The sequence below is a fragment of the Tistrella mobilis genome, from assembly GCF_041468085.1.
GTDB lineage: Bacteria > Pseudomonadota > Alphaproteobacteria > Tistrellales > Tistrellaceae > Tistrella > Tistrella mobilis_A.
Map to the genome: position 1 here is coordinate 4,463,165 of NZ_CP121017.1, position 19,012 is coordinate 4,482,176.

Here is a 19,012-nt window from a genome sequence, read left to right on the forward strand (position 1 = left end):
CTGCTCAATCGAGCAGGGTGGCGAGCAGGGCCAGCAGCGGCGCCCCCGCCATGCAGGCACGCAGATACAGGGTCAGGGCCCGGTCGATATCGGCCGGGCCCGCTTCCGTGTCGCCGCGGCCCATCCAGGCATCGTCCACCACCCGGTTGCCATAACGGCGCGGGCCGGCGAGCCGGAGCCCGAGGGCGCCCGCCATCGCCGCTTCCGGCCAGCCGGCATTGGGGGAGCGGTGGCGCCGGGCGTCGCGGCGCATGGCGGCCATCGCCTCGCCGGCATCACCCGGTCCGGGCAGGGCGGCGGCCAAGGCGATCAGCCCGCCGGCGATCCGGGCGGCCGGCCAGTTGACCAGATCGTCCAGCCGCGCCGCGACCCGGCCGAAGGCGGCATGGCGCGGAGTCATATGACCGATCATGCTGTCCATGGTGTTGATCGCCTTGTAGGCAGCGATGCCGGGCAGGCCCGCCACCGCAAACCAGAACAGCGGTGCCACCACACCGTCCGAGAAGTTCTCCGCCAGGCTTTCGATGGCGGCTCTGGACACCCCGGCTTCATCCAGGCTCTCCGGATCGCGACCCACGATGCGAGCCACCATGCGCCGGCCGGCGGCGAGCCCGTCGCGGGCCAGTGCATCGGCGACATCGCGGACATGTTCGTACAGGCTCTTCTGCGCGACGAGGGTCATGGCGATCAGCGCCTCGCCGACCCAGCCGAAGGGGAGGCTGCGCAGCAGATCCGACAGCCCCCAGGCGACGAGCGCCGTGCCGCCGGCCACGAGGATCACCGTCAGCGCCCCGCGGCGTACCCGTTCCGCCTCGCTTCGCTCCGGCCGGTTCAGCCGGCGGTCGAGTGCGGAGATCGCGCGGCCGATCACCGCCACCGGATGAGGTATGCGCGCCCAGAGCCCTGGCGGGTCGCCGATGAAGCCGTCGAGGACGGCGACCACAAGCAGCAGAAGCCCGGGATCGGGCGCGAAGACCGGGCCGATGATGGCGGCGAGGAACAGCGTGTCCGCGGGCATGGAGCAGGAACCTTGGGGGGACAGGGCGGGTGGACCGGGGGCCGGGGCGGTAGAAATATCACCGGAGTGTGCGGCGGCTGAAGGGCGCGGGTCAATTGTCGGCGGCAGGCCATGGCGAGCGACGATCGGTCGCAGATGATGCGGTTGCGGCCGTGGCGCCCGGCTGCTATGGGGTGGAAGCGCCTGCATTGCCGGCCCCGCGACCCCCGGGGCGGCGATGGCATCGCCGGGGCTCCGCGGTCTCCCTCACCCGGTGCTCCTTAAGGACCTCCCCGACCGGTGGCGCCCACGGCCTGCCGGCCTTCCCCGCGGATCGAGAGCATCATGTCGAAGAAGGCCCCCCGCCGCCCGTCCATTCTGGCCGTTATCGCAATCGCGGCGGTGGTCGCGATCGGCGGCGTGCTCGCACTGCGCTGGGTGGAGATGTCGGCGGATCGCGCCGGCGGCGTTTCCTCCGGCCGGGCGCTGATCGGCGGACCCTTCGCGCTCAACGATCAGACCGGCAAGCCGGTCACCGACAAGGATTTCCGCGGCCGGCTGATGCTGGTCTATTTCGGCTACACCTTCTGTCCTGACGTCTGCCCCACTGATCTGCAGAAGATTTCGGCGGTCATGGAGATACTTGGGGCAGATGCCGACAAAGTGGCCCCTGTGTTCATCACCGTCGATCCAGAGCGTGATACCACCGACCAGATTGCACGCTATCTCAGCCTGTTCAACGATCACATCACCGGGCTGACCGGAACGCCGGAAGCCATTGCGGCGGCGGCCAAGGAGTATCGGGTCTATTATCAGGCAGTCCGCGACGACGCCAGCGCCACCGATTACCTCGTCGACCACAGCGCCTTCATCTATCTGATGGATCGCGAGGGGGCGTATCTCACCCATTTTAACCGCGGAGACACGCCCGATACGATCGTGGCGGCAATAAAACAGCGTCTTTGATGGCGCATGGTTGCATTTTGCAACGGGTCCTGCCGTTCCGGGTGACCATTCCGGGTCGTTGTCGTGGATTTTCGGCAACGTCTTCGGAACTCATTTACTTTTTCAGCGGATAATGCCTAATTGAAACAGATGTTTAACACGGGCGCTCTCCGACAGCGCGCGAAGGGGCCTTTTCGGCCGTCCACGCAGCGGATGTAAAGCCCGGACCGAAGACCGTACCAGCCTCGACCGACCGAGCCGGCGCCCGCGAATGGCGCCGGTCGCATCAAAGATCGACAGTGACAGACGGCATCGACCACGAGGGAGGTGGACGATGCCGCCGCAGCCGGCGGCTCTCCCCAGCTCCGCCGGACAGCGCGTGAGGGGTCATGCTTTACCAACTCCACGAACTGCACGCCGCGACCGTGACGCCCATCCGTCTGATGGCGAAGGCCGCGCAGCGCATCCACAGTTCGCCGTTCAATCCGATGTCGTACTCGCCCTATGGCCGCATGGTTGCGGCCGCGGCCGAGGTGATCGAGCGTGTCACCGACCGCTACGAGAAACCCGCCTTCGGGCTTGACCACACCGTCATCGACGGCCGCACCGTGCCGGTGGTCGAAGAGATCGTCCACGATCTCACCTTCTGTAAACTGCTGCATTTCCGCCGCGACACCGAGGGTCTGAACGACCCGAAGCTGCTGCTGGTGGCGCCGCTTTCGGGGCATTACGCCACCCTGCTGCGCGGCACGGTCGAGGCCCTGCTGCCCGATCACGACGTGTACATCACCGACTGGGTGGATGCCCGGATGGTGCCGGTCTTTGAAGGGCCGTTCCATTTCGACGACTATGTCGAATACGTCATCGAATTCCTGCACCTGCTGGGCCCCGGCACCAATGTGATGGCGGTCTGCCAGCCCTCGGTGCCGGTGCTGGCGGCTGTGTCGCTGATGAACGCGGCCGACGATCCGTGTGCGCCGGCTACCATGACCCTGATGGGCGGCCCGATCGATACCCGCGAGAGCCCGACCCAGGTCAACCAGCTGGCCATGACCCGGCCGTTGAAGTGGTTCGAAGACAATGTCATCCACTCGGTGCCGGGCATCTACCCGGGTGTGATGCGCAGGGTCTATCCGGGCTTCGTACAGCTCACCGGCTTCATGACCATGAACCTGGAGCGTCATATCGGCGCCCATGTGAAGCTCTACGAGCATCTGGTGCGTGGCGATGGCGACAGTGCCGAGGCACACCGGTCGTTCTATGACGAGTATCTGTCGGTGATGGACCTGCCGGCGGAATACTACATCGAGACCATCGACCGTGTGTTCCAGCGCCACCTGCTGCCCAAGCGCGAGATGGTTGTGAACGGCAAGCTGGTCGATCCCTCGGCCATCACCCGGACCGCGGTGATGACGGTGGAAGGCGAGCTGGACGACATCTCGGGCATCGGCCAGACCCGTGCCTCGCATAAGCTGTGCAACAATCTGCCCGAGCATATGCATGCCCATTATGAGCAGGCGGGCGTTGGCCATTACGGCATCTTCAACGGCCGTCGCTGGCGCGAACAGGTGAAGCCGCGTATCGCGGCCTTCATCCGGGCGCATGCGCCGGCCTGATTGATCCCGGTCCCCGACCGGACGGATCCGATGGCAGAAAGGCCGGCCTCCCTGCGGGGAGGCCGGCCTTTCTTTTGGTCTGTCCGTCTGATCAGCGGCTCCAGATGTCCTCGTCGATCTCGCCCGCCAGTTCGGGATAGTCGGCGGCGTGGAAGACGGGGGTCTGGCCGCCGCGGCGCTGTTCCAGATAGTCGCGGGTGAGCTTGGCAACCGTCCCCGACAGCAGGACGATGGCGATCAGATTGATCACCGCCATCAGGCCCATGGAAGTATCGGCGGCATTGAACACGGTGGAAACGCTCTCATAGCTGCCCCAGAGCACCATGGCGAGGGTGCCGCAGCGCAGGATGGTGATGCCGATCGTGCTGTCCGCCTTCACGAAGACCAGGGCGTTCTCGGCATAGGCGTAGTTGCCGATGATCGAGGTGAAGGCGAAGAAGAAGATCGCCACCGCCACGAACCAGGCGCCGGCATCGCCGATATGGGCGGTCAGCGCCTCCTGGGTCAGCTGGGTACCGGTGACGCCCGAGCCGGGCACCAGCCGGTCGGAGAGCAGGATCATGATCGCGGTCGCCGTGCAGATCAGCAGGGTGTCGATAAACACGCCCAGCGACTGCACGAAGCCCTGCGAGGAGGGGTGGTGAGGGTCGGGTGTTGCGGCGGCGGCGATGTTCGGTGCCGAGCCCATGCCGGCTTCGTTCGAGAACAGACCGCGCTTCACACCGTTGAGCATGGCGGCGGCCATGCCACCGACGATGCCGCCTGCCGCCTGCTCCAGGCCGAAGGCGCTGCGCAGGATCATGCCGATCGCCGCCGGCACTTCCGTGATGTTGACGGCGATCACATAGAGCGCCACGGCCAGATAGACCACCGCCATGAACGGCACCACCAGCTCTGCCACCCGGGCGATCTGGCGGATGCCGCCGAAGATCACGACCGCGGTCAGCACGGCGATGGCGAGGCCGATCCAGATCTTACCCAGGCCGAAAGCCGCCTCTCCGGCCTCGGCGATGGAATTCGCCTGGACCGCGTTGAAGACCAGGCCGAAGGTCAGGATCAGGAAGACCGAGAACAGCCAGCCGGCCCAGGGCGCCTTCAGCCCCTTGGCCATGTAGAAAGCCGGCCCGCCACGATACTGCCGGTGGCCGTCGCGCACCTTGTAGAGCTGGGCGAGGCTGCTTTCCGCATAGGCGGTTGCCATACCGATCGCCGCCACCACCCACATCCAGAAAATCGCGCCCGGCCCGCCCAGATAGAGCGCCACGGCCACGCCGGCCAGATTGCCGGTCCCGACGCGCGAGGCGAGGCTCGTGCACAGCGCTTGAAAGGGTGAGATGCCCGACCGGTCATTGTCGCCCGAGCCGATCACCGCCCGAATCATCTCGGGGAAGTGCAGGATCTGGACGAAGCGCAGACGGAGGGTGAAGTAGATGCCCACCGCCAGCAGGCCGTAGATCAGCACATAGTTCCAGAGCAGGGTGTTGAGAAAATCGATGACTGCATCCATGCGGGCCGGACCCCTTTCGGCTGGTCGGACCCGTGGTTGGAGGTTTCGAATTCAGGCCCGACCGCCCCATTTGAACCGATGACGCGAACTGGCGCCAGTGACACGGCGATCTCCGCCATGCCGCTGTCCGGCCATCGGCATAGGCGGGTCTTGTGATCAGAACAGGTTGAAGCTCTCTCCGGTGATCGAGACCGGCCAGCGGCCTCGCTCGTAGAGCCGGAATTTCAGCGCGAAGGGATGCTCGGCCCCCAGGCCTGCGGCCAGGACCAGCGCCGCCTGGTGGCAGGCCTGAACCGCATGGCCGGCTGCGGCCCGGGCCAGAGCTTCGTCGTCGAGCCCGCCCACCCGCATCGAGAGCACCGCCGCCGGGCCGACCAGAGAGGCGGCCTGATGAGCGACATGGGAGAGCGCCACGTCGAGCGCCTCTTCATCGGTGATCTCAAGCGCGGTTTCATGGGCGACCGCGCGGAGATGCTCCTCCTCCTCCCAGGAGAGGGAGTGCATGTCCAGCGCCTCGGCGCAGTCCGCCGCCTCATACCAGTCGCCGACCGGGACCACTGCGGCGCCGGGGAAGCCCAGCGCCGAGAGGTAGTCTTCCGCAGCTGCCCGGTCCTCGGCATCCAGCCGGTCACCGACGCGCGAGAACCAGGGGATGGTCTCCAGCATGCGGGCGAAGCGGGCGACCGCCGCCAGTGCCGGCTGATCGGCCAGCGGGTGATCGGGGTCGAAACCGTCGTCGTCGTCGAAATCGTCGGGCAGGCGGGGCATGAGGCAGGTATCCGGGGCAGATCGTCAGGCAGCAGCTTCGGCACGGGCGGCACGTTCACGGGCAGCCTGTCCGAAGGCTTTCAGGATGGCGTCGTGGGCGGGATCGATCCGCCACAAGGCCTCGGGATGCCACTGCACGCCCAATACGAAGCGGCGGCCGGGTACGGAAACCGCCTCGATCAGACCATCTTCGGCCCGGGCCTCGACACGAAGCCCGGAAGCGAGCCGGTCGATGGCCTGGTGGTGCAGGGAATTGACCAGGAAGGGCGTGACACCGCCCTGAATCCGGGCAAGGAGGCCGCCGGTTTCGGGCGTTACCGGATGGGCATGGCCGAAGCGTTCTTCCCAGGGCAGGCTGGCATCGTCGCGATGATCCATCATGCCCGGCACCTCGTGGACATGCTGGTGCAGACTGCCGCCCAAGGCGACGTTCAGCTCCTGATGGCCGCGGCAGATTGCAAGCAGCGGCAGGTCGCGGTCGATCGCCCTGCGGATCAGCGGCAGGGTCGTGGCATCGCGTGCCGGATCGGCCTTGTTACCGGGCCGCGGTGCCGGTCCGCCATAGATTTCGGGGGCCACATTCGAGGTACTGCCCGTCACCAGCACGCCGTCGGCGAGGTCGAGCACCTGATCGATGTCGATACCCGCGCCAAGCGCCGGCAGGATCAGCGGCATGCCGCCGGCACCATCCGCCGCGGCTTCGACATATTTCATGCCTGCAGCATGGGAGGGGCTGCCCTCCACCAGCTTGATGCAGGCGGTGACGGCGATGACCGGCCGACGGCCGGAGGGAATGGGCGCGCTCGACAAGGCGATCGGCTCCGATGGCTGGTGCGGCCGCTGCGACAGGCCGCGAGGTGGCGTGGTCAGATGCTGGGTCGTTGAGGCTGGGGGGAGAGGCGTCGCCGGCGGGCCAGGTACCAGCCGGCCATCGCCAGACCGCGTGCCGCGAACAGGCTGAGGAAGGCGATCCACAACCCGTCCGCTCCCATCATATCGGGCAGAAGCAGTGCGGGTCCAAGGTGTATCGCGAAGGCGATCAGCATGGCGTCGCGCATGGCACCCGACCAGGTGACGCCAATGAACACGCCGTCCAGCCAGAAACAGACCCAGGCGATCAGCGGCAGGATCACGACATAGGGCAGAAGGTCGCCTGCCGCCCGCCGCACTTCCGCGAGATCGGTGAGGGCCGCGATCAGGGTCGGGCCGGCGAGCGCGAAGATCAGCGCGGTGAGCAGGCCCAGCATGGCTGTCCAGAGCCCGGTCATGCGCACCGCGCGATCGAAGCCCGCCAGATCGCCGGCGGCAAGCGCACGGCCGGCAAGCGACTCTGCGGCGTAGGCCATGCCGTCCAGCCCCTGCGAGGCCATGCTGAAGAAGGTGAGCAGCAGGGCGGTGGCTGCCAGCTGGGTGGTGCCGAGCCGGCCGGCCAGGCTCATGAACAGGGCGAAGCCGCCGATCAGCAGCAGGGTGCGGACGAAGATGTCGCCATTGATCCGGGCCATGCGGGCGATGGCTTGCCAGTCGAGCAATGCCTTGCCGTCGGGGCGGGGCGTGCGCTCACGGGCAAGGGTGCGGAGGGCGGCGGCAAGTCCGATCAGACAGCCGGTCCAGTCCGCCACGGCGCTCGCGATCGCCAGCCCGTCGAGGCCGAGGCCGATATGCAGGGCCAGCAGCAGATCGAGGCCGGCATTGACCAGATTGGTGGCCAGAATCATGGCAAGTGGCAGGCGGGCCTCGCCCCGGCCGACGAACCAGCCGACCAGCACCAGCATGCCGAGGGCGGCCGGTAGCCCCGTAAGGCGGATCAGGATATAGCCGGCTGCCAGATCCCTGACGGCGGGTGCCGGACCGAAGAGGCCGAGCAGCAAGGGCAGGGCGATGCCCAGGACGAGGCCGAGCAGGGCAGAAAGCCCGAGCGCCAGCGCCAGCCCGCGCCCCAGCACGGCAGCCCCTTCCGGACCATTCCCCCGGCCGGCGGCCCCGGCGGAAAGGCCGGTGGTGCCCATGCGCAGGAAGCCGCAGCACCAGATGAAATACGACAGCAACTGCCCGCCGATCGCGGCGGCGGCAAGGCTGTGTGCCGACCCCAGATGGCCGGCGACACCGGTATCGACGGCGCCGAGGGCCGCGACCGACAGGTTGGAGAGGATCATCGGCCCGGCGATCCGCCAGATCGCGCGGCTGTCGATCCCAGGCCGCGCCGCGTGACCGGCACCGGCCATTCCGGCGGTGCCGGTCACGGGGCAATCACGTCCCGACCCTCGTCACTTCTTCGGCGCGAAGCGGTTGAAGACGAAGAGGTCGCTGTCCAGCGTCGGGTCCAGCTTCACGTCGGTCAGCGTAACCCGGGTGACCCCGCGCTGCGGATCGGTCACCACCCACTGGCGCAGCTGCACCGGGTTGTCGGTGAAGACCAGGGCCAGCGAACCCAGATCGGGGTTCTTGGCATCGCGGAGCGTGATGGCGAAGGCATTGGCGTCGCGTTCGTAGCCGGCGAATTCGAGCAGCGGATCATCGAAATCGAAGGTCTCGCGGGTCAGCAGCCCGGCGGGCGTCTGGCTGAGCGGGATGTAGGAGGGCTGATCGAGCTTGCGGTCGTAATGGATCAACTGCGCGCCGTTCGCGACCAGAAGCTGATCGACCGGCGGGTCGTAATCGACCCGGAGCCGGCCCGGGCGGGACAGATAGAAGGTGCCTTCCGAGGTCGAGCCGTCGGCGGCGACCTGGGTGAAATGCGCCTTCATGCGCCGGAAGCCGTTCAGATAGGCCTCTGCGCGATCCATGTCGCGTCTGGCCTCGGCCGCGGCGACATTGGGTGCCTTCGCAGGAGCGGCAGCCGGCTTCTGCTGCGCGAGGGCGGCCTCGGGCAGGGCCGTGGCGATCACCGCGAGGGTACCCGCGGCGAGAGCGGCACGGCGAAGGGTGCCTGGCAGGCGAAGGGACATGGGGGGAAACTCCTCGTATCGGCGCTCAGTCGTCGCGGGGCTCGCCGAGCAGCACTTCCCGGCGGCCGGTGCGATCGGCCCGGCTGACGACGCCTTCGTTCTCCATGCGCTCGATCAGCCGCGCCGCCCGGTTGTAGCCGATCTGCAGGTGGCGCTGGATGAAGCTGGTCGAGGCCCGGCGTTCCCGGAGCACGACGGCAAGGGCCTGATCGTAGAGATCATCCTCGCCGCTGCCGCCGCCGGCTCCACCACCCTGGATGATGTCGGCGGTGCTGCCGGAGGCAAGCTCCGGATCGTCGGTCACCGCTTCGATGTAGGTTGGCGCACCCTGTTCTTTAAGGGCCCGCACCACCTTCTCCACCTCTTCATCCGAGACGAAGGGGCCGTGGACGCGGGTGATGCGGCCGCCGCCTTCCATGTGCAGCATATCGCCCTGGCCCAGCAGCTGTTCCGCGCCCTGCTCGCCCAGAATGGTGCGGCTGTCGATCTTGCTGGTGACCTGGAAGGAGATACGGGTCGGGAAATTGGCCTTGATCGTGCCGGTGATCACGTCTACCGACGGCCGTTGCGTGGCCATGATCAGATGGATGCCGGCGGCGCGCGCCATCTGGGCCAGGCGCTGGATCGCCGCCTCGATATCCTTGCCCGCCACCAGCATCAGATCGGCCATTTCGTCGACCACGACCACGATATAGGGCATGGGTTCAGTTTCGAGGGTCTGTTCCTCGAAGATCGGTTTGCCGGTCTCGGGATCGAAGCCGGTCTGGACGGTACGGGTCAGGATCTCGCCGGCGTCACGGGCCTCGGCGACACGCTTGTTGTAGCCCCCGATATTGCGCACGCCCAGGTTCGACATGGCGCGGTAGCGGCCTTCCATCTCGCGCACTGCCCATTTCAGAGCCACCACCGCTTTGCCCGGCTCGGTCACCACCGGTGCCAGCAGATGCGGAATGCCCTCATAGACCGACAGCTCCAGCATCTTGGGGTCGATCATGATGAACTTGCACTGGTCGGGCGACAGCCGGTAGAGCAGCGACAGGATCATGGTGTTGATCGCGACCGACTTGCCCGAGCCGGTGGTGCCGGCGACCAGAAGATGCGGCATGCGGGCGAGGTCGGCGATCACCGGCGCACCGCCGATATCCTTGCCGAGTGCCAGTGCCAGCCGAGAGGCGGTGACCTCGTAGGCCTCGCTTGCCAGCAGCTCGCGCAGGAAGACCATCTCGCGCTTCGGGTTGGGCAGTTCGATGCCGATGGCGTTACGGCCGGGGATGACCGCGACGCGCGCGGAAATCGCGCTCATCGAGCGGGCGATGTCGTCGGCAAGGCTGATCACGCGCGACGATTTGATGCCGGGCGCCGGCTCCAGCTCGAACAGCGTGACCACCGGCCCGGGGCGGACTTCCACGATCCGGCCCTTGACGCCGAAATCGTCGAGCACCCCTTCCAGCGCCCGGGCCTGTTCGGCAAGCAGCCCCGGGTCCTGGCTGCCGGTGCCGCCCCGCGGTGCCAGTGCCAGCAGATCCAGGGCCGGCAGCCGGTAGTTGGAGGCTTCGTCCAGGTCGAGCGGGTTGCGGCGACGGGCCTCGGCAGCAGCTGCCTCGACATTGCGTCGGGGCGTGCCGATCCGCGGGCCACCGGCAGCGGGCATCTCGGCGGGTTCGGGGGCGCGCCGCCGCGGCGGCGCGGGGACCGGTCCGGCATCGTCGTCGAAACGTGGTTCTGCCATCCGGCGGGCAGTGTCGCTTCGCGCGGGGCGCCGACGGGCCGGCGCTGTGTCGTCTTCGGCAGTGTCGCGCCGCCGCAGCAGGGCGGCCAGGCGGTTGCCGCCACGGCCGGCGAGGCCACCGGCGGATCCGATACCCCGGCCGATGCTGCGCCAGTCACCGAGACCCATGCCGGCAGCGGCCAGCATGCCGCCGAGCGCCAGGCCAAGGGTGACGACCAGATAGGGCCCGACGCCGGTGACGGCGGTCAGCCGGGCGTAAAGCAGCATTCCGACCACGCCGCCGAGCCCGCTTTCCAGCGGCCAGCCTTCAGGCCGGCCGAAGGCGGCGGCGAGGCCGGCGGTCGCGACCAGGGCGACGGGCAATACGGTCAGGTTCAGCCACAGCATCGGCAGCCCGCGGCCGCGCATCAGCCGCCAGGACCAGCCGAGCATCACCATCGGCAGGATCAGGGCGCCCAGCCCCAGCGCCTGCAGGGACATGTCGGCGAAATAGGCGCCGGCCATGCCCATCATATTGGCGACAATGGGGAATTCTGCCGTGTGGTTCAGCGACGGATCGTTCTGGTCATAGCTCGCCAGGGCCAGGATCAGACAGATCGCGATCACCGCCAGAACCAGCCCGCCGGCGGCGCGGGTCAGGCGCTGGGCAAGGCCGGCGGCGCCGGCGGGCAGGAAGCGGGTCGTCCGATCGGTTCCGGTCGAGCGTGCGGCCATGGGTCTCGGCTGATCGTGTCTGGAAGACGGGATGTCCACGGGGGGACGGTGGCGGAAGGCGGCGGCGGTCAGCCGGCGAGGGTGCGGGCGATGCGGGTCAGCCCCTCCTCGACGACATCCGGTGCGTGGACGAGCGCGATGCGAACATAGCGGGCGCCGGGATTGTCTGGTGCGAAGCCATGGGCGGGGTCGCCCTCGCGGGAAAGATAGGCGCCGGGCAGGACTTTGACACCGGCTGCGGCCCAGAGCCGGCGCGCCGCGGCCTCGCCATCGCCGACATCGGCCCAGGCGAAAAAGCCTCCGGCCGGCATGGTCCAGCCGAAGGCCGGTCCCAGGATCCGTTGCGCGGCCGCCATCGAGGCCCGGTACCGGGCGCGATTGATCTCGACATGGGCTTCGTCGGACCAGAGCGCTGCCGCAGCGGCCATCAGCGGCGGCGACAGGAAGCCGGTCGAATAGGTGCGCATCCGCAGCAGGCCGGCGATCAGTTTCGGGTCACCGGCGATGAAGCCCGCACGCAGCCCCGGCGCACCCGAGCGCTTGGACAGCGAATTCATGACCAGCAGATTGTCGAGGCCGAGCCCGTGCTTCGCCGCCACTTCGAGCAGGCCCGGAGGCGGGGTCTCGACCCAGATTTCAGAATAGCATTCGTCCGCGATCAGCACCGCATCATGCGCACGCGCCATGCGGATCAGATCGAGCATCGCTGCCTCGCTCAGTACCGTCCCCTGGGGGTTGGCGGGTGAGCAGACGATGGCCGCCGAAGCGCGCCGCCAGAGATCGGGCGAGACGGCGGCGAGATCGGGCTGGAAGCCGGTCTCTGCGATCGCCGGCACGAAGACCGGTTCGGCCCCGGCCATCACCGCGCCGCCGGCATAGACCTGGTAGAAGGGGTTGGGCATCAGCACCACCGGGCGGGCACCGTCCTTCGTCTCGGGCGTTACCGCCTGAAGGGTGGCGAACAGCGCTTCGCGGGTGCCGGCCGCGGCCAGGACCGAGGTCTCGGGGTCGAGGAAGCCGTCGGGCAGGCCGTAGCGGCGGGTGGCCCAGGCGGTGATCGCCCGGCGCAGATCCGGCGTGCCGGCCACCGCCGGATACTTTCCGAAGCCTCCAGCCTCGGCTGCCAGGATCTCGGCGATCATGGCCGGGGCGCCACCCTGCGGCTCCCCCAGCGACATCATCAGCCGCGTGATGCCTTCCGGCGGCTCGGCGCCGGCGATCAGCGCGTCCAGGCGCCTGAACGGGTAGTCGGTGAGCGCGGCGAGCCGGGGATTGAGCATGGATGACGCCAGAGGATTGAAGTCGTTCCGAAACCGCCGTCCGTCGGTCGTGCCGCCAGGGTGGTGGCCTGGGGCGCCAAGGGTGCGGGCCGCGGGGGTGCCGGGGCACCTTACGGCGCATAACCGCCTCGCCGCAAGAGCGGACGCCCCGGCCTTCACCAGAAGACCGGGGCGTCGGAGGCGGGACCGGCTGCCGGGGCAGCCGGGTTGTTCCGGTGGGCGGTGGCGTCAGAGGGTCTGCGACCCGCGGCCGAACTCGGGGTAGGCTTCGAGGCCCAGCTCTGCCTTGTCCATGCCGCCATGCTCGACCTCTTCCGAGACCCGGACACCGACGGTGAACTTGATCAGCAGCCAGGCGACGGCCGAGAACACCGCAGTGAAGGCGCCGATCGCGATGATGCCGACGATCTGGGTGCCGAAACTGGCGTCCGCGTTGGTGATCGGCACGGCGATCGTGCCCCAGATGCCGCCGACGAGGTGCACCGGAATGGCACCGACCACGTCGTCGATCTTCAGCTTGTCGAGCAGCGGCACCGTCAGGCTGGCGAGCACACCGCCGACCGCGCCGATCAGAATCGCCCCGCCGATGGAGGGGGTGTCGGGACCGGCCGTGATCGAGACCAGGCCGGCGAGGGCGCCGTTCAGCGCCAGAGTGAGGTCGACCTTCTTGTAGAGCAGCTGCGAGAGGATCATCGCGGCGACGATGCCGCCGGCAGCTGCCATGCTGGTGTTCGCCACGACATTGGCCATGCCGGTGGCGTCGGCACCGGTACCCAGCGCCAGCATCGAGCCGCCGTTGAAGCCGAACCAGCCGAGCCAGAGAACGAAGGTGCCGAGGGTGGCGAGCGCCAGGTTGGAGCCGGGCATCGGGTTCACGCGGCCGTCACGGCTGTACTTGCCGATGCGCGGGCCGATGATGATGGCACCGACGAGCGCGGCCCAGCCGCCGACGGAATGCACCAGGGTGGAGCCGGCAAAATCGACGAAGCCCATTTCCGACAGCCAGCCGCCGCCCCAGACCCAGGAGCCGGTGATCGGATAGCTGATGGTGGTGAGCAGCACGACGAAGAGCAGGAACGACCAGAGCTTGCTGCGTTCCGCAACCGTGCCCGACACCACCGAGGCTGCGGTGGCCACGAAGACCATCTGGAAGAACCAGTCCGACGCCGAGGCGTAGGTGCCGGCCTCGTAGACGATCGCGTCGCCCGTAGCGTCGCTCTGCGACCAGATGGCCAGGCTGCCGATCCAGCCGCCGTCGACGTTCATGTACATCAGGTTGTAGCCGACGAGGTAGAAGGTGATGCCGGCCACGGCGAAGAGCGAGATGTTCTTGAGCAGGATGGTGGCGACGTTCTTGGTCCGGGCCAGGCCGGATTCGAGCATCGCGAAGCCCGCGGCCATCCACATGACCAGGGCGCCGTTGATGATGAACGAGAAGGTGTTGAGGATATACTGAACCTCGGGGTCGACTTCGGCCCGCGCCGGTGCCGCGACGAGGGTGAGAGCGATCGCCGCAAGGGCGGCACGCCGGAAGTTGGTGGCCGTCAGCGCCATCTCTGGTGGGTCTCCTTCCCAGTTGGCTCAGAGAGCGTCCTTGTCGGTTTCGCCCGTGCGGATGCGCACCACACGTTCGAGGTCGAACACGAAGATTTTGCCGTCGCCGATCTTGCCGGTCTGGGCATTGGTCTGGATCGCTTCGATCGCTGCTTCCAGCAGATCGTCGTTGAGGGCGATCTCGATCTTCAGCTTGGGCACGAAATTCACTTCGTACTCCGCGCCGCGATAGATTTCGGTCTGGCCCTTCTGCCGGCCGTAACCCTTCACCTCGGTGACGGTCAGGCCCTGGATGCCCAGATCGGTCAGCGCCTCGCGAACGGCTTGCAGCTTGAAGGGCTTGATGATCGCAGAGATCAGCTTCATGGCGCCCTGTTCCTTTCCCCCGCAGCCTCGATGTTCTGGCGGCCGGCGCCCTGGGCGCCGGCGGTCCGGACGGGACACTTCAAGACCCGTGCCAATTTCGTGTCACCGGCGGGATTCTGCCCTGCAATGCACGATGGACGGGCAATTCACCCGGGGCGGCCCGGCCCGGATGGGGCGATGGCAGATGATTTTGTCTGTTTTTTGTGCAGATTATCCAGCGATGGGCAATTCCTGGTCACGCCATGAATTGCCGGCCATGGCTGGACTTTCGGAACCGGCGGGCCGATCTTGCGCGTCGGGGCCGGGCAAAGCGGCCCGGCGTGACCGAGCAGGCGTGACGGAGCGGAGGCCTATGGAGATGATCACGGGGCAGATGACGGCGGGCGACCTGGTGATCGTGGGCGGCGGGCTGGTCGGCATGACGCTGGGCGTTGCGGCTGCCGCGGCCGGGCTCGATGTGATCATCGTCGATCGTGAGGATCCTACGGCACAGCTCGATTGCGGCTTCGACGGCCGGGCCAGTGCCATTGCCCATGGGTCGAAGCAGGTGCTGGCGGCGATCGGCGTCTGGCCGTTGGTGACGGAGACCGGCGCGATCGAGCACATCCGGGTCACCGACGGCCCCAGCCTGATGCATCTGCATTTCGACCATGCCCAGGTGGGGGAAGAACCGCTGGGCTGGCTGGTCGAGAACCGCCACATGCGAGCTGCCCTGGCGCAGCGTGCCGCGGCACTTGCCGATCGGCTGACCGTGGTGGCCCCGGCAGGCGTGGTCGCGGTGGACCGGCAGGGCGCGCGGGCGACCGTCACCCTGGCCGATGGCCGGGTTTTGCGTGCACCGCTGGTGGTGGCGGCCGATGGCCGCCGGTCACGCCTGCGTGACGAGGCCGGGATCGCGGTGACCGAATGGGGCTATGGGCAGACCGGGCTGGTCTGCACGGTGGCCCATGAATACCCGCACGAGGGTGTGGCGCATGAACGCTTCCTCACCCCTGGCCCCTTCGCCATCCTGCCGCTGGCCGGCAACCGCTCATCGATCGTCTGGACCGAGCGGCACGAAGATGCGGCCCGGATCCAGGTCCTGGACGATGTGCGGTATCTGGAGGAACTGCGTATCCGCTTTGGCGATTTCCTGGGGCAGCTCCGGCTGGAAGGCCCGCGCTTCGCCTATCCGCTGGCGTTGACGCTGGCGCGGCGCTTCGTCGACCGGCGTCTGGCGCTGGTGGGCGATGCCGCCCATGCCATCCATCCGATCGCGGGGCAGGGCTTCAATCTGGGCATCCGCGACGTGGCGGCCCTGGTCGAGGTGATGGTGCAGGCGCGGCGCCTGGGCGGCGATGTCGGGGCACCGGATGTGCTTTCCAGGTACGAAGGCTGGCGCCGCACCGACACCATGGCGCTGGTGGCAGCGACCGACGGGCTGAACCGGCTGTTCTCCAACGATGTGGCGCCGGTACGCCTGGCGCGTGATCTGGGGCTTGCCGCGGTGAACCGGCTGGGGCCGGTGAAGAGGCTGGCCATGCGCCACGCAATGGGCGAACTGGGCCGCCTGCCGGCCCTGGTTCAGGGACGTATGCCCTGAAACGCATTTTCAGGGCGCCCCCCATGATCGGGGGCTGGCCGTCTTCCGCTACCGCTGGTAATCATCAGACAAACTAACAACGTGGCGGACCGGATGGGCGCATCCCGTCGGGCCGATGTGTGCAAGGAATGCCCTCATGACCATGGTTCGCCCCCCGCGCGGCCACGCCATCTCCACCCCGGCGACGGGCCGCGTCGCCGTGCCGGCACCACGTTCCGCCGGTCTGCGTGCCGCTGCCGAGACGCCGCGGCGCGGCCGCACCTACCGCGGCCCCGGCACGGGTACGGGCACCGGCAGCCGCAATCCGCGCCGCCGCCGCATCGCCCGCTAAGGCCGCACCAATCTCCGGACAGAAGATCGCGGGAGGGAAGGTTTTCCGATCCCGTACCGCCTGACTTCAGAAAGCTCGGGCCCGATCACCCGAAGCCTGGCCGTCGCGACATGCCCCGTCGCGGCGGCCATTTTTCATCGGCCGGTGCGGTCAGCCCCGGCTCTGTCCCGCGGCGGCAAGGGTGTCGAGATAGGTTTCCCAGCGCCGGTCGTGCTCGCGGGCGAGTTCGGCCAGATAGCCCCAGCCGTAGATGCCGGTGGAATGGCCGTCATCGAAGACCAGCCGCACGGCATAGTTGCCGACCGGCTGAACGTCGACGATTGCCACATTGCGTTTGCCGGCCGGCACCTTCTTCTGCCCCGGGCCATGACCCTGGACTTCGGCCGACGGGCTTTCGACGCGCAGATATTCGGCGCCCAGCCGGACGTGGTTGCCGTCGTCGAAAGTGACCTCCAGAACCCGTGCCGACCGTTTCAGGCGGATGTCCACCGGCCAGGGGGCAACGGGTGCGGGCGTGTGGCTGTGCCCGTGGTCATGCTCATGATCATGCCCGTGAAGACCGGCCATCGGATCAGGCTCCGGCCGCATCGTCGAGTGAACGGGCTTCATCGACCAGCATGATCGGGATGCCGTCGCGGATCGGATAGGCGAGCTTTGCGGCGTCGCTGATCAGCTCCTGGGCGGCGGCGTCATAACGCAGCGGCTCACGGGTCAGCGGGCAGACCAGAATCTCCAGCAGGCGCGGGTCGACGGTCGCGGGCGGCACGGCGGTCTGGTCGGCAATGGGGGTGGCGTCGGACATGGGGCATGAAATCCTTGCGGTCAGTGACGCGGCGCGTCGTCGTCTTCCTCTCCGGTATGCAACGCCATCTCGATCATGTCGAGGATCAAGGCGGCGCGTTCCGGCAGCGAGGGCGCCTCAAGCAGGGCCTGCTTTTCCGCCTCCGAGAAGGGGCAGATCATCGCGAGCGAGGTGATCAGTGCCTGATCCGATGCCTGATCGATCGCCTGCCAGTCGGCAGACAGTCCCTGCAGAGAGAAATAGCGCTTCAGCCGGTCGGTCAGCAGGGCCCTGTCCAGCCCGGTCGGCGCCGGTTCACCTCGATCTGCCTCGAAGGCGGTAAAATCGGTGCGGACCTGGCGATACGGGGTGGTGACGGCCAGTTCCTCGGCCACCCGGAACCGGGCAACGCCGGTCAGGGTGATCAGATAGCGGCCGTCGCCGCTTTCCTGGAAGCTGCTGATCCGGCCGGCACAGCCGACACCGTAGATTTCCGGCGTGCCGGAGACGAGACCCAGATTGGTGCCGAGCCCGGCGCGGGCCGGCTGGACCATGCCGATCAGCCGGTGGCTGCCGAGCGCGTCGTCGATCATCGCCAGATAGCGCGGCTCGAAGATGTTCAGCGGCAGCCGCCCGCCGGGCAGCAGGATGACACCGCCGAGCGGGAAGATCGGCAGCACCGGCGGCAGGACGTCATGGGCACGGATCATGGCAGGTTCGGGCTCTGCTCGGTCGGCCGGCGGGGTTGCGGGAGTGGGATCCGGAAGGCGGGGACGCGCCGGTCGCCCGCCGCCTCGTCCGGGATCCCCCAGACATGCCAGAAGATCAGGCGAACAGGATCGAGGTCAGCTTGCGGCGGCCGCTCTGGGCCACCGGGTCCTTAGGGCCGAGCGCATCGAAGATCTCGAACAGCTGGGTGCGGGCGGCATTGTCGTTCCACTCGCGGTCGCGGCGGACGATCTCGAGCAGCTGGTCGATCGCGGCTTTTGCGTCACCTGCGGCATAGAGCGCCATGGCGAGCTCCATGCGGGTGGCATGGTCGCCCGGGTCGGCCGCAAGCTTTGCTTCCAGTGCCGCGGTCTCACCGGCACCGGCTGCCTTCTCGGCCAGGTCGATCGCCGTGCGGGCGCGAACCAGATGGGGATCTTTCGCCATCTCTTCAGGGGCGTGGGCCAGCACCTCGCGGGCCTTTTCCAGATCGCCCATCTTCACGTAGACCTGGGCAAGTCCCGCCAGTGCCTCGGTGCGCGAGGGATCGGCCTGCAGAACCTGAGTGTAGAGGCCACCAGCCATGCGCACATCGCCGGCTTCCAGCAGCTCGGCCGCCTGGGCCAGCGCCTCGTCGATCATCCGGGTTTCGTCGTCGCCGCCCGCGCGAAGCAGGTTGTCGACGAACTGCCGGATCTGGCTTTCCGGCAGTGCCCCCATGAACCCGTCGACCGGCCGGCCGCCCACGAAGGCATAGACGGCCGGAATCGACTGGATGCGCATCTGCTGCGCCAGTTCCGGGTTCTCGTCGATGTTCATCTTGACCAGCCGCACCTTGCCCTTGGCGGCCAGGACCACCTTTTCGAGCACGGGCGTCAGCTGCTTGCAGGGCCCGCACCAGGGCGCCCAGAAGTCGACGATGACCGGCGTCTCACGCGAGGCCTCGATGACGTCGGCCATGAAATGCGCGGTGTCGGTGTCTTTGATCACATCCGCCGGGGCAGTGCCCCTGGCGCCGCCGATGATGGTCTGCATGGCAACGGTCCCGTTCTTTTTCGAAGCGCGATGGCGAAACTCTGCCTGCGCCCGGAAGGCCGGCCGCGGCCTCCCGCTTGTAGCATGAAAGATGGCACGGCGCGCGTCTCCAGCAAGGGGCGCCCCAGCCGGATTACGCCTCAGACGCGAT

Annotated in this window: 18 protein-coding genes; 4 read left to right on the top strand and 14 right to left on the bottom strand. The window is 67.9% G+C overall.

The annotated features are described in order from the left end of the window. Positions 1-4: 4 nt before the first annotated feature. Complete coding sequence (cbiB, locus tag P7L68_RS25705; RefSeq protein ID WP_372002642.1) at positions 5-1,018, bottom strand: adenosylcobinamide-phosphate synthase CbiB; 1,014 nt, start codon at positions 1,016-1,018, stop codon at positions 5-7. Positions 1,019-1,399: 381 nt separating this feature from the next. Between cbiB and P7L68_RS25710 the strand changes: the two genes are divergently transcribed. After that, entirely contained in the window at positions 1,400-1,963 is a 564-nt protein-coding gene (locus P7L68_RS25710) for an SCO family protein (protein WP_372002643.1), read from the top strand. A 368-nt stretch (positions 1,964-2,331) separates the two neighbouring features. Beyond that, positions 2,332-3,558, top strand: coding sequence for a polyhydroxyalkanoate depolymerase (locus P7L68_RS25715; RefSeq protein WP_372002644.1), 1,227 nt, complete (start codon positions 2,332-2,334; stop codon positions 3,556-3,558). A 91-nt stretch (positions 3,559-3,649) separates the two neighbouring features. Here P7L68_RS25715 and P7L68_RS25720 read toward each other — a convergent pair whose 3' ends face one another. From P7L68_RS25720 to P7L68_RS25760, 9 genes are all read right to left on the bottom strand, one after another. Beyond that, the gene (locus P7L68_RS25720) at positions 3,650-5,065 is read right to left on the bottom strand and encodes an alanine/glycine:cation symporter family protein (protein WP_372002645.1); all 1,416 of its coding nucleotides are present in this window, start codon (positions 5,063-5,065) and stop codon (positions 3,650-3,652) included. A 156-nt stretch (positions 5,066-5,221) separates the two neighbouring features. After that, positions 5,222-5,833, bottom strand: coding sequence for a hypothetical protein (locus P7L68_RS25725; RefSeq protein ID WP_372002646.1), 612 nt, complete (start codon positions 5,831-5,833; stop codon positions 5,222-5,224). Between the two features lie 24 nt (positions 5,834-5,857). After that, complete coding sequence (locus P7L68_RS25730; protein ID WP_372002647.1) at positions 5,858-6,643, bottom strand: gamma-glutamyl-gamma-aminobutyrate hydrolase family protein; 786 nt, start codon at positions 6,641-6,643, stop codon at positions 5,858-5,860. A 56-nt stretch (positions 6,644-6,699) separates the two neighbouring features. Beyond that, positions 6,700-8,076 carry an MATE family efflux transporter gene (locus P7L68_RS25735; protein WP_372002648.1) on the bottom strand — a complete coding sequence of 459 codons (1,377 nt, stop codon included), beginning with the start codon at positions 8,074-8,076 and terminating at the stop codon, positions 6,700-6,702. A gap of 24 nt (positions 8,077-8,100) precedes the next feature. Next, positions 8,101-8,781 carry an outer membrane lipoprotein carrier protein LolA gene (locus tag P7L68_RS25740; protein WP_372002649.1) on the bottom strand — a complete coding sequence of 227 codons (681 nt, stop codon included), beginning with the start codon at positions 8,779-8,781 and terminating at the stop codon, positions 8,101-8,103. A gap of 25 nt (positions 8,782-8,806) precedes the next feature. Further along, a complete protein-coding gene (locus P7L68_RS25745; protein ID WP_372002650.1) occupies positions 8,807-11,224 on the bottom strand; it encodes a DNA translocase FtsK in 2,418 nt (805 codons plus the stop codon). 68 nt (positions 11,225-11,292) lie between these two features. After that, entirely contained in the window at positions 11,293-12,504 is a 1,212-nt protein-coding gene (locus tag P7L68_RS25750) for an aminotransferase class I/II-fold pyridoxal phosphate-dependent enzyme (RefSeq protein WP_372002651.1), read from the bottom strand. Between the two features lie 228 nt (positions 12,505-12,732). Next, positions 12,733-14,058: an ammonium transporter gene (gene amt / locus P7L68_RS25755; RefSeq protein ID WP_372002652.1), complete on the bottom strand. Its 1,326-nt coding sequence runs from the start codon at positions 14,056-14,058 to the stop codon at positions 12,733-12,735. 27 nt (positions 14,059-14,085) lie between these two features. Further along, positions 14,086-14,424, bottom strand: coding sequence for a P-II family nitrogen regulator (locus tag P7L68_RS25760; RefSeq protein WP_372002653.1), 339 nt, complete (start codon positions 14,422-14,424; stop codon positions 14,086-14,088). A gap of 358 nt (positions 14,425-14,782) precedes the next feature. On the opposite strand from P7L68_RS25760, the gene P7L68_RS25765 reads away from it, so the two are divergent. Then, positions 14,783-16,006: a UbiH/UbiF/VisC/COQ6 family ubiquinone biosynthesis hydroxylase gene (locus tag P7L68_RS25765; protein ID WP_372006963.1), complete on the top strand. Its 1,224-nt coding sequence runs from the start codon at positions 14,783-14,785 to the stop codon at positions 16,004-16,006. A 136-nt stretch (positions 16,007-16,142) separates the two neighbouring features. Then, positions 16,143-16,337, top strand: coding sequence for a hypothetical protein (locus P7L68_RS25770; protein WP_372002654.1), 195 nt, complete (start codon positions 16,143-16,145; stop codon positions 16,335-16,337). Between the two features lie 150 nt (positions 16,338-16,487). Here P7L68_RS25770 and P7L68_RS25775 read toward each other — a convergent pair whose 3' ends face one another. The 4 genes from P7L68_RS25775 to trxA form a co-directional block, all read right to left on the bottom strand. Next, a complete protein-coding gene (locus P7L68_RS25775) occupies positions 16,488-16,904 on the bottom strand; it encodes a gamma-butyrobetaine hydroxylase-like domain-containing protein (protein WP_372002655.1) in 417 nt (138 codons plus the stop codon). 4 nt (positions 16,905-16,908) lie between these two features. Beyond that, entirely contained in the window at positions 16,909-17,139 is a 231-nt protein-coding gene (locus P7L68_RS25780) for a Trm112 family protein (protein ID WP_372002656.1), read from the bottom strand. Between the two features lie 20 nt (positions 17,140-17,159). Continuing rightward, the gene (locus P7L68_RS25785) at positions 17,160-17,828 is read right to left on the bottom strand and encodes an LON peptidase substrate-binding domain-containing protein (protein ID WP_372002657.1); all 669 of its coding nucleotides are present in this window, start codon (positions 17,826-17,828) and stop codon (positions 17,160-17,162) included. 115 nt (positions 17,829-17,943) lie between these two features. Beyond that, complete coding sequence (gene trxA / locus P7L68_RS25790; RefSeq protein ID WP_372002658.1) at positions 17,944-18,861, bottom strand: thioredoxin; 918 nt, start codon at positions 18,859-18,861, stop codon at positions 17,944-17,946. Positions 18,862-19,012: the final 151 nt, after the last annotated feature.